We start from the raw sequence: 9,803 nt of genomic DNA, 5'->3' as shown, positions 1-9,803 counted from the left end.
CGTACCTTTTAAATTTAAATTGGCGTAAGGCCCCAACATCCACGGGGTTGTGGTCACCCAAAACACCGACGGTCCGCAAGTTCCATTGAAATCGAAGGTTCGATTTCAATGGAACTTGCGGACCTCGACGCGGGCCGGTGGGTTCAGCTGGTCTTCGGGTAGACCACACGCCCGCGCCGGATCGCGCGCGTCAGCATGGCGATCACGCCGAGCACGAACACCCCGCCCAGCGCGATCGCCGCCCAGCGCGGCATCTCGTACAGCGGCGTCACGTCGTCGAAGACCGAGCCGATCACGATCTGCGACACGATGGACAGCGCGAAGGTGACCACTGCCGCAACGGCGTAGACCTGGTTGCGGGCCTTCGCGGTGAAGGCCGCGAAGAACAGCATGGTTCCCGACACCATCAGCACCAGCAGTGCCACCAGCGCCACCGTGTCCTTGAGGGTGTACGGGATCGTCGCGGTGTCCGCGAACAGCCCGTCCAGCAGGTAGTCCGAACCGAACATGGTCAGCGCCGCCACCGCCGCCGCGCTGGCCACGACCTCCATCGTGGACCGCTTCCCGGTGCCGCGGTCGAGCTGCTCCGCGACCTGCGCGGCGTACTCACGCGGTCGCCCGAATGCCTCGACCGGGTTTTCACCGGTCTCCGTCACGTGCGCCTCGACCTCGGCGAGCACCTCTCCGACGCGTTCACCGGAGATCTCGTGCATCCGCAGCGCGACCAGCAGCTCGTCCCGGTACTTCTTGTCCAGCGTCATCATTCCTGCACCCCTCGTTGCACGAGCCGGATCGAGTTGTTCGCGAACTCGATCCACTTCGGTCCCAGTTCGGTCAGCGCCGCCCGCCCCTCATCGGTCAGCGCGAAGTACTTGCGGCCTGGCCCGCCTTCGCCGGCCCGCCATTCGGCCCGCAGCAACCCGTCCGCGGCGAGCCGGTTGAGCAGCGGGTAGAGCGTGCCCGCCTTCATGTCGGGCAAACCTGCCTCGGCCAGCCTCTGCAGCAGCGTGTAGCCGTAGCCCTCGCCTCCCTCGGCGAGCAGCGCCAGCACGGCCAGATCCAGCACGCCGCGCAGCCATTGCGTCTGCCTGGCCGAGATCGCCTTGTCAACCACGAGAACAAGGTAACACCAACTAGTGTGTCTCGCCAACTAGTAGGCGACACGCAGTCGCCCGCGCTCGTCGATCTACGTGGAACCGGCTCCGCGCCGGAAGTCGCCTACCTCGCCGCGAAGGCGGGTCGCGTCAGCGGATCTGCCAGTCGAGGCGACCGTCTTCGGTGACGGTCGGATAGCTGTGCCCCGCCGGAACCCCCTCGGTCAGCGACCGGAGCACGTCCGCGAGCATCGCCGCGACGCCCCGCCACTCCGGCCTGAGCACCTGCGCCGCCTCCTGCTCCCACTCCAGCACGCAGCCCGTCAGCGGCCCCGGCCGCAGATCCACCACGAGCTCATCGGCGAACCCATCGCCGGCGATCGGGATCCACGACGGGTGAAAGCTGGAGCCCGGCGAGCCCGCGTAGTAGTCGCAGGCCGGCCGATCCCACTGCGCCGTCCAGTTCTTGCGGTGATCCCGCCACGACTGGAGCGCCTGCGCCGCGCTGTACGGCGTGTAGAAGGGCGGCAGGACGTCGGCAAGCACATCCGCATCGGTGCCGCCGCAGCACGCCCACAGCTCGCGCAGTTCGACGGGCAGCTCGACCGCGAACTCCGCTTCCAGCTCGGCGAGGTCCGGCGGCACCGGTGCGCGTAGGGCGGCTGCGGTGACGGGCGCGTGCTCTGAAAGCCAGAGCACGATCTTCGTCCACAGCTCCGTGACAACCATTCCGATCATGGTCGTCCGGAACTCGCCAAACCGGTACCGCCAAAGGTGACCCCACCGCCAGGTGCGAGCCGATGCTGCGCCGAAGGGCGCAACGTGGATTGGACCACTGCGGCATTCTCGAATGGGGATCGTTACGAACTGTTCCGTCGACCGTTGCTTTCCGCGAGCTCGATACGGTGAGAGCCGGACCGGGGAACACGCTGTGAACGCGGAGCCCGTAGGCTTCCGCGAGGTCTGGTTCGGTGACCGGAGGTAGAGAGATGGCGCAGGACATCGTCCCCATCGAGCTCGGGCTCCCGCAGGGCGACGTCGTCACCCTGTGGGCACCGCGCTGGCGCGAGGACGGCGAGGAGTGGGAGGCATTCCTCGGGCACGAGGACGACCTCTATGGATTCCCCGACGCCGCACACCTGGCGGCGTTCGTGCGCACCGCCGAGGAGCACGACCTCGACGACCACCCGGCGTGGCACGTGGTCCCCGAGCTCCCCGCCGAGGACCTGAACCCGGACGAGGACCACCAGTACGACCTGGTCGGCGTCCCCGAGCTCGTCGCGGAGCCGCTGGACACCTGGACCATCGGTGAGCTGGCCGACATCGTCGAGATCGCCCGCTCGCTGGCCGACGTCTGCGAGCTGGACGCGGTGCACGACGTGCTGGACGCGGCCGACGGGTTCGCCATGCTCGACCAGGGCACTTTCGCGTTCTCCGGCAAGGACGGGCAGCGCCGCTGGACCGACCTGTGCCAGGTCGTCGTCGAGCGCTGGGACGAGGTGCTGGACGCCATCGACGCCGTCGTCACCACCCCGGACGTGCCCGCAGACGCCGTCGCCACCGCCGAGACCGAACTCGCCGAGGCGCTGGAGGCCGACGACGACGAGGCGGCGAGCACCGCCGAAGCGCCCGAGGTGGACGACATCGAAGAGGTCGAGGTCGGCTTCTGGGGCGAGGTCGGCATCGACCCGATCCTGATCATCACCAGCACCGGAGAGCACTACTCGCTGCGCTGCTACCTCGACGACGACCCGATCTTCCTCGGCAACGGCGGCAAGATCGACGTGTTCCCGTCGGCGCGCGCGCTGGCCCGGTTCCTGGCCGACGAGAGCGCCATCGAGGACACCGACCTGGCCCGGGTCGCGACCTGGTCGCAGGTCGTGGAGAAGGCCACCGCCGGCGAGCTGCAGGTCGACGTCGACCCCGAGAACACCTACGTGCTGACCGGCCTGGACGCCGACCTCGGCGCCGGACCGTCCGAAGTGGACCCGACCCAGCTGGACCTCGCCGAGGAACTGCTGATGGACGCGGCCGCGTGGGCCGGCGACGACACCGTCGAGCAGGCGCTGCAGCCGTCGGAACGGCTCGGCTGGCTGGTTTCCTTCGTGCTCCGCCCGAACCCGAACCGGCTGCCGCCGAGCGCGCCGTTCGACGCCGAGGTCGAGACCTGGCGCAAGCTGGTGGAATCCCTGGAAGCACGGTTCCGCTCGCACTGAACCGCGGGGCGCGGGTGCCGGTTTCCGCGCGAGATCGGCACCCGGGCGAGCCGCGTCAGGCCACCTCGGCGAGCAGCTGCCCGGGGGCCGCGAGCCGGCGACGGGCCGGTTCGCCCGCGCACACCTGCGAATAGGCCTCCCGGAAGCCCTTTCGCGCACGGTAGACGAGCGCGGCCGCGCTGTTGCGGCTGATGCCCAGACGTCGGCTCATCTCGGCCGTCGTCTGCTCTTCGACCTCCATGCACCACAGGACGTGCCGCCAGCGGCGCGGCAGTCGGGCGAACGCCTTCGCCACCAGCTCGCGCTCCTGCTTGAGCACCGCGGGATCGATGAACGGCACGTGGTTCTCAGGCAGGTAGAAACCGTCGAGCTCGGCGGCCAGGAGCACCCGGCGGTCCCGGTTGTTCGACGCCGTCGCCAGGTTCCGCACCGTGGTGAGCAGGTAGGCGCGGAACGCGGAGTCCGGGCCGCCACCGCGGCGCAGGACGTCCAGGATCTTCACGAACGCTTCCGCGACCAGGTCTTCCGCGTCGTTGTGGGTGCCCACGACCTGCTTGGCCATGGTGTGCGCCGCAGTGCGGTGCCGCGAGTACAGCTCACCGAACGCTTCGGTCGATCCAGTCCGAACCGCGTCCAGCAGCGTCCGATCGTCACCCGCGATCATCGTTCCTCTCACTGCTTTTGCACCGGTGGGAGACGTGCCGCCGCGGAAGAACGGCGGCCGTCCCCCACCGGGTACGCCCCCACTGCGAGAGATGCTCGTCGGGACCGCGACGACGAACAAGGCAGAGATTTTCAGATAGTGATTACCCCTCAAAGGGGCGACGGTGACCCGCCGAAATATCACCCGACAGCGGGAAATCGGTCGGCCACCGCGAGGGTCCGGGAGATCTCCACGGCCGCGGCCCGCAACGGCCGCACGTAGGACTTGGTGTCGGCGAGCTTGCGCGCCGGGAATGAGATCGCCAGCGTCACCGGACCGCTGGTGCCGATCACGGGCGCGGCCAGGCACGCGGTGCCCAGCGAGTACTCCTCGGAGTCGGAGACCACCGGCCGGACCGGGCGGTTGACCAGGTCGCGGATCCGGGTGATCGTGCGCGGGGTCAGGTCCGCGGGCGGGTGCCGGAGGAAGTGGTCGGCGCGCTCTTCGTGGCTCAGCCCGGAGAGGAGGCACTTGCCGATCGCAGTGGCGTGCGCGGCCTCGCGGAAGTCGGCCCAGGTGTCCACCCGGGGCGTGCGCGGGCTGTCGACGATCTCGGCGACCTCCACTTCACCCTCGTGGTAGCGGGCGAGGTAGATGGCCGCGTTCAGGGCCTCGCGCAGGTCCACCATGACGGCGCGGACCTGGCTGCGCAGCCCTTGGCTCTGGCTGGCGACGTGCAGCCCGCTCACCTGCTCGCCCAGGATGAAGGCGCCGTCGTCGAGCTTCTCCAGATAGCCTTCGTGCACCAGGGTGCGCAGCAGGTGGTAGGCGGTCGGCAACGCGATTCCGGTTCGCCTGGCCAGGGTTTTCGCGGTTGCACCGCCCGCGTGCTCGCCCACCGCCTCCATCAATCGAAGCGCGCGCTGCACCGATGCGATCAACGTTGGTTCGCCGCCCCGTGCCACCTGTCCCTCCTGAGCTCTGCGGCGCCGTGCTGCTCGCGCCGATTGTGAAACGAATTCAGGCTTGGCAGTATCCACCGCCGTCGAGGGGCACGCACTCGTTTCGGCGGCGATCTCCGATCATCCCGACAGCGCCGCGTAGCCGGGCTTGATCACCTCGTTGATGATCTCCAGCCGCTCGTCGAAGCCGATGAACGCGGACTTCATCGCGTTCACCGTGAACCACTGCATGTCCGACCAGCCGTAGCCGAACGCCTCGTGCAGCGCGGCGAACTCGCCGGACATCGAGCAGTGGCTCATCAGCCGGTTGTCGGTGTTCACGGTGACCCGGAAGCGCAGCTTCGCCAGCAGACCGATCGGGTGGTCGGCGATCGACTTGGCGGCCCCGGTCTGCAGGTTCGACGACGGGCACATCTCCAGCGGGATCCGCCGGTCCCGCACGTAGGACGCGAGCCGGCCCAGGTGCACCGTGCCGTCCTCGGCGACCTTGATGTCGTCGACGATCCGCACCCCGTGCCCGAGGCGTTCCGCGCCGCAGTGCTGGATCGCCTCCCAGATCGACGGCAGCCCGAACGCCTCACCGGCGTGAATGGTGAAATGCGCGTTCTGCTGGCGGAGGTATTCGAAGACGTCCAGGTTCCGCGTGGGCGGGAATCCGGCTTCCGGTCCCGCGATGTCGAAGCCGACCACCTCCGCGTCGCGGTACCGGACGGCGAGGTTCGCGATTTCCGCCGACCTCGCGTGCTGCCGCATAGCGCAGAGCAAGGTACCGATTCGGATACGTTTCCCGGCGGCCGCGGCGCGGTGCTCGCCATCCCGGAATCCGTCCTGCACGGCCTGCACGATCTGTTCGAGGGCCAGGCCCCGTTCCTGGAAGAGTTCCGGTGCGTAGCGGATCTCCGCGTACACCACGCCGTCGGCAGCCAGGTCTTCGACGCACTCGGCCGCGACCCGGGCCAGCGCCTCCTCCGTCTGCATCACCGCGACGGTGTGCGAGAAGGTCTCCAGGTAGCGCTCCAGAGATCCCGAGTCCGCCGCCGCGGCGAACCATTCGCCCAGCTCATCCGCGTTCTCGTGCGGGAGGTCGGAGTACCCGACCGCCCGCGCCAGATCGATCACGGTCTGCGGTCGCAGGCCGCCGTCGAGGTGGTCGTGCAGCAACACCTTCGGAGCCAGCCGGATGGAGTCCAGGTTCACCGGAGTCGACATGCGCCCACGTTACAGCGCGCAGGTGATGACCTCACGCACAGCTACGAACAACAAACCCGAAGAAAACCTTGGATACGCCCGGGTTTCGGGCCCCGTTCAACCGGACGGCCGTCACGCAAAACTCACCCAGATGGAGGCAATCGCAACTCTTAGAGCATTCAGCAGCGAGTTCGTTGGTCTTTTCGGCCTAACAATGCGCCGCCGAACGGAGTGGCAATTGGCATCGCAATCACGCAATGTATCGGGGGGTGGCTGGGAACGCGAGAACCGACTAGCTAGGCTCCTGGAGTCCTCACCCCCCTCGACGAAGGACGCCCCTAGCCGTGACCGAGAACATGTCGTTCGACCGCATGCGCAACATGCTCACGCGTGCGGCTGAGATCCGCGAGAGCGAACAGCAGCAGATCTTCGACGCCCTGGACGAGATCCATGCCCGGCTGTCGCCGCTGGAGTCCCTGGGCTCCGTTCGGAAACGCCTGTCCGAGCTGCCGGATCGCACCGAAGTAAGCGTGCTCGCCGAACGACTCGACGAGGCACTGGCCAAGCTGGAAGCGCACGACGGTGCGCTGGTCGAGCTGAAGAGCTCCGTCGACGGCCTGGTCGACAAGCTCGCCAAGCCGTTCGCGCAGCTGGACGGGCGCCTGGACGGGGTCGCGGGCCGGATGGACGGCGTCTCCGGCCGGATGGACGGCTTGGAGGACAAGCTCGGCCACATCCACAAGCGCCTCGACGAGCTCGGCCTGCACCTCGACAAGCAGGACGGCCGGCTGGAGACGCTGCCGAGCGCGGTGCACGGGCCGGTGCGCGAGCGCATCGACTCGCTGGAGACCAGCCTGCGCGGCCGCTTCGCCGAGATCGACGAGGGCGTGCACGAGCACCTCGACGGCACTCGCGAGGCGCTGCAGCGCGCGGTCACCGACTCCACCGCCAACGCCCAGAACACGCTCTCCGAGGCGGTCTCCGGCACCCGCGAGCAGCTGGACGCCAAGCTCGACCAGCTCGCCGCGCGCCCCGCCGTGGACCCGACCGACCGGCTGGACAAGCTGGCCGAGCGGCTGGAGCAGCTCACCAACCGGCTGGACCAGGTCTCCGGGCACCTCACCCAGGTCGAGGACAACGTCAACACCCGGATCGACTCCGTCGAGCAGGGCTTCACCAGCCGCCTGGGCACCGTCGAAGAAGGCGTCAAGAACGGCCTCGGCGAGCTCGGCGGCACGCTGTCGAAGAACCTGTCGCAGCTGTCCGGCACGCTGTCCGCACGCCCCGACAGCGACTCGCTGGGCGCCCTGGTCCGCGAGGCCAACGAGGAGAGCGAGCGGCGGCACGCCGGTCAGCTCGACGAGGCGATGGCGACCTTCGCGGAGCTGATCCTCGGCGGCAGCGCGCCTTCCGCTCCGCCGCCGCCCACCACGCTGCCCCGGCAGCAGCGCCGCGGCCGGTCCAAGAGCGCGAAGCGCGACCCGGACAAGGCCCTGACCGCAGACGGCGACGAGGACTTCACCGCCGAAAGCGCCTGAGTCCGAGCCGCGCGCCGGCCGTCCCCTGGATCAGGGTGGTCCGGCCGGTGCGCGGTCCGCGACCACCCGATCCAGGATCAGCGGCGTCGACACCTCGTCGGCGCCGCTGATCTCGTATGCGCCCACCAACGCCTCCCGGGCACCGGCGACGGTTTCCGGCCGGTCGGTGTGCAGTTCCAGCAGCGGTTGGCCCGCAGTCACGCGATCGCCCGGCTTCGCCAGGCACAGCACTCCTGCGGCGTGCTGGACGTCGTCCTCCTTGCGGGCCCGGCCGGCTCCGAGACGCCACGCCGCGATCCCGACTCCGTACGCGTCGAGCCTCGCCAGCGTCCCGGTTTCCGGTGCGGTGACGACCTCGACGTGGTCGGCTCTCGGCAACGCGGCCTTCGGGTCGCCGTCCTGGGCCTTGATCATCCGGCACCACGAGTCGTACGCCCGCCCGTCGGCCAGCACCTCGGCCGGGTCCACATCGGACAGACCGGCGTGCTTGAGCATCTCGCGGGCCAGCGCCAACGTCAGTTCCACGACGTCCGGTGGCCCGCCGCCCCGCAGCACCTCCACCGCCTCCGCCACTTCCAGCGCGTTGCCGACCGCGCGGCCCAGCGGGACCGACATATCGGTGATCAACGCGCTGGTGCGCAGGCCGTTGGCGGCGCCGATCTCCACCAGCGCGGTGGCCAGCTCCCGCGCCTGGTCCAGGTCCTTCATGAACGCGCCCGAACCGCACTTGACGTCCAGCACCAGCGACTGCACGCCCTCGGCGATCTTCTTGCTCATGATCGAGCTGGCGATCAGCGGGATCGACTCGACCGTGCCCGTCACGTCGCGCAGCGCGTAGAGCTTGCGATCGGCGGGGGCCAGCCCTTCCGTCGCGGCGCACACCACCGCGCCGACGTCGTCGAGCCGGTCGCGGATCTCGTCGGGCGACAACCGGGCGCGCCAGCCCGGGATCGACTCCAGCTTGTCCAGCGTGCCGCCGGTATGGCCGAGCCCCCGGCCGGACAGCTGCGGCACCGCCGCGCCGCACGCGGCGACCAGCGGCGTCAGCGGCAGCGTGATCTTGTCGCCGACGCCACCGGTGGAATGTTTGTCCACAGTGGGCCTTCGAACCCCGTCCAGCACCAGCGTCTCGCCGGAGGCGACCATCGCCGCCGTCCAGCGCGCCGTCTCCGCCGGAGTCATACCGCGCAGCAGCACCGCCATCGCCAGCGCGGCCATCTGCTCGTCGGCGACCTGTCCCCGGGTGTACGCGTCGATGACCCAGTCGATCTGAGCATCGCCGAGCACCTGCCCATCGCGCTTCGCGCGGATCACGTCAACAGCGGAATGCACCGCAACCACCTCCACGGCTCGCAACAACTTCCCGCCTATATAGAGGAACGAACCCCGCCAACAGATACACCCCAATCGGGTGATCATCGACAAAACCCGCACGCACGACCGAGAATTCGGAATTTACCCCTGTGCACTGTGGATTTCGACGGCCAGTCGGAGCACGTTCCCGAAGCGCTAGGCTCGCCCGGTGCTCCTCCCCGAGACAGGCAGCCATGCCTTCGCCGACGAGTCCTTCCGCGAAGCCGAAATCGGCGGATACTACATCCTGGCTGCGGTGGTCTTCGAGGCTGCCACGCACGATTTGGCAAGGTCAGCGATGCACGGGCTGCGCGGCAGTCGCAACACGTACAAGTTGCACTGGAACGAGATGACTTCGCAGGAGAAGCAAAACGCAGCGAAGACCGTGGCCGAGCTCGAAGGATTTCACATCGTCGTGGTCGGAGCCCCCGTTCCCGGACGACGGCAGGAACGCGCCCGTGCCCTGTGTCTCACCGAGCTGGTGCGTGAGCTGCACGGATACGGAGTCGATCATCTTCTGATGGAGAGCCGCTCGCGGGCACTGAACGAACGCGATGTCGCAACCGTGCGCGGGGCCCGCTACGAACTCCCCAGAGGAGCTGCGTTCCAGATCGAACATCTGCCGGGAAGTCGCGAGGCACTGCTCTGGGCGGCGGACATCGTGGCTGGTGCTGTCCGGACCAGCAAGGAAGGATCGAACAGCTGCCGCGAGCTCTTGGAAGCTCGGCTCTACCAGATCGATTTGGCGATCGACTGCTGACGACCTCCGGGCATGCGTAAGGCCAGGGTCCCGGTCTGCCCCGGGAAGC

Annotated in this window: 10 protein-coding genes; 3 read left to right on the top strand and 7 right to left on the bottom strand. The window is 68.6% G+C overall.

What is annotated here, in order from left to right; translation table 11 throughout:
• Positions 1-143: 143 nt before the first annotated feature.
• The 3 genes from ACWEV3_RS29720 to ACWEV3_RS29710 all read right to left on the bottom strand — a co-directional run bounded on the left by ACWEV3_RS29720 (position 144) and on the right by ACWEV3_RS29710 (position 1,823).
• The gene (locus ACWEV3_RS29720; protein ID WP_452617039.1) at positions 144-764 is read right to left on the bottom strand and encodes a hypothetical protein; all 621 of its coding nucleotides are present in this window, start codon (positions 762-764) and stop codon (positions 144-146) included.
• Complete coding sequence (locus tag ACWEV3_RS29715; protein ID WP_452617038.1) at positions 761-1,114, bottom strand: PadR family transcriptional regulator; 354 nt, start codon at positions 1,112-1,114, stop codon at positions 761-763. Before ACWEV3_RS29715 ends, ACWEV3_RS29720 begins: the two co-directional genes overlap by 4 nt.
• A gap of 130 nt (positions 1,115-1,244) precedes the next feature.
• The gene (locus tag ACWEV3_RS29710) at positions 1,245-1,823 is read right to left on the bottom strand and encodes an SMI1/KNR4 family protein (protein WP_452617037.1); all 579 of its coding nucleotides are present in this window, start codon (positions 1,821-1,823) and stop codon (positions 1,245-1,247) included.
• 260 nt (positions 1,824-2,083) lie between these two features.
• On the opposite strand from ACWEV3_RS29710, the gene ACWEV3_RS29705 reads away from it, so the two are divergent.
• Positions 2,084-3,310, top strand: coding sequence for a primosomal protein (locus ACWEV3_RS29705; protein ID WP_452617036.1), 1,227 nt, complete (start codon positions 2,084-2,086; stop codon positions 3,308-3,310).
• 55 nt (positions 3,311-3,365) lie between these two features.
• Here the strand turns inward: ACWEV3_RS29705 and ACWEV3_RS29700 are convergent, their stop codons facing one another.
• From ACWEV3_RS29700 to ACWEV3_RS29690, 3 genes are all read right to left on the bottom strand, one after another.
• Positions 3,366-3,974, bottom strand: a complete 609-nt coding sequence (locus ACWEV3_RS29700) for an RNA polymerase sigma factor (protein ID WP_452617035.1) — start codon at positions 3,972-3,974, stop codon at positions 3,366-3,368.
• A gap of 179 nt (positions 3,975-4,153) precedes the next feature.
• Positions 4,154-4,918: an IclR family transcriptional regulator gene (locus ACWEV3_RS29695; protein ID WP_452617034.1), complete on the bottom strand. Its 765-nt coding sequence runs from the start codon at positions 4,916-4,918 to the stop codon at positions 4,154-4,156.
• Positions 4,919-5,035: 117 nt separating this feature from the next.
• Entirely contained in the window at positions 5,036-6,124 is a 1,089-nt protein-coding gene (locus ACWEV3_RS29690) for an adenosine deaminase (RefSeq protein WP_452617033.1), read from the bottom strand.
• A 323-nt stretch (positions 6,125-6,447) separates the two neighbouring features.
• Here ACWEV3_RS29690 and ACWEV3_RS29685 point away from each other — a divergent pair, with 323 nt between their 5' ends.
• Positions 6,448-7,641 (top strand): hypothetical protein, encoded by a 1,194-nt coding sequence (locus tag ACWEV3_RS29685; RefSeq protein WP_452617032.1) that lies wholly within the window; start codon positions 6,448-6,450, stop codon positions 7,639-7,641.
• Positions 7,642-7,671: 30 nt separating this feature from the next.
• Here the strand turns inward: ACWEV3_RS29685 and ACWEV3_RS29680 are convergent, their stop codons facing one another.
• The gene (locus ACWEV3_RS29680; protein WP_452617031.1) at positions 7,672-8,973 is read right to left on the bottom strand and encodes a thymidine phosphorylase; all 1,302 of its coding nucleotides are present in this window, start codon (positions 8,971-8,973) and stop codon (positions 7,672-7,674) included.
• Between the two features lie 190 nt (positions 8,974-9,163).
• Between ACWEV3_RS29680 and ACWEV3_RS29675 the strand changes: the two genes are divergently transcribed.
• Positions 9,164-9,754, top strand: a complete 591-nt coding sequence (locus tag ACWEV3_RS29675; protein ID WP_452617030.1) for a hypothetical protein — start codon at positions 9,164-9,166, stop codon at positions 9,752-9,754.
• Positions 9,755-9,803: the final 49 nt, after the last annotated feature.

The sequence above is a fragment of the Saccharopolyspora sp. NPDC003752 genome (assembly GCF_053605825.1).
This window is presented reverse-complemented; position numbering and strand designations above follow the sequence as displayed.

Bases quoted from the DNA above. Each gene is read 5' to 3' on its own strand.
- ACWEV3_RS29720 (WP_452617039.1), bottom strand. From the start codon at position 764: ATGATGACGCTGGACAAGAAGTACCGGGACGAGCTGCTGGTCGCGCTG.
- ACWEV3_RS29710 (WP_452617037.1), bottom strand. From the start codon at position 1,823: ATGGTTGTCACGGAGCTGTGGACGAAGATCGTGCTCTGGCTTTCAGAG.
- ACWEV3_RS29705 (WP_452617036.1), top strand. From the start codon at position 2,084: ATGGCGCAGGACATCGTCCCCATCGAGCTCGGGCTCCCGCAGGGCGAC.
- ACWEV3_RS29700 (WP_452617035.1), bottom strand. From the start codon at position 3,974: ATGATCGCGGGTGACGATCGGACGCTGCTGGACGCGGTTCGGACTGGA.
- ACWEV3_RS29690 (WP_452617033.1), bottom strand. From the start codon at position 6,124: ATGTCGACTCCGGTGAACCTGGACTCCATCCGGCTGGCTCCGAAGGTG.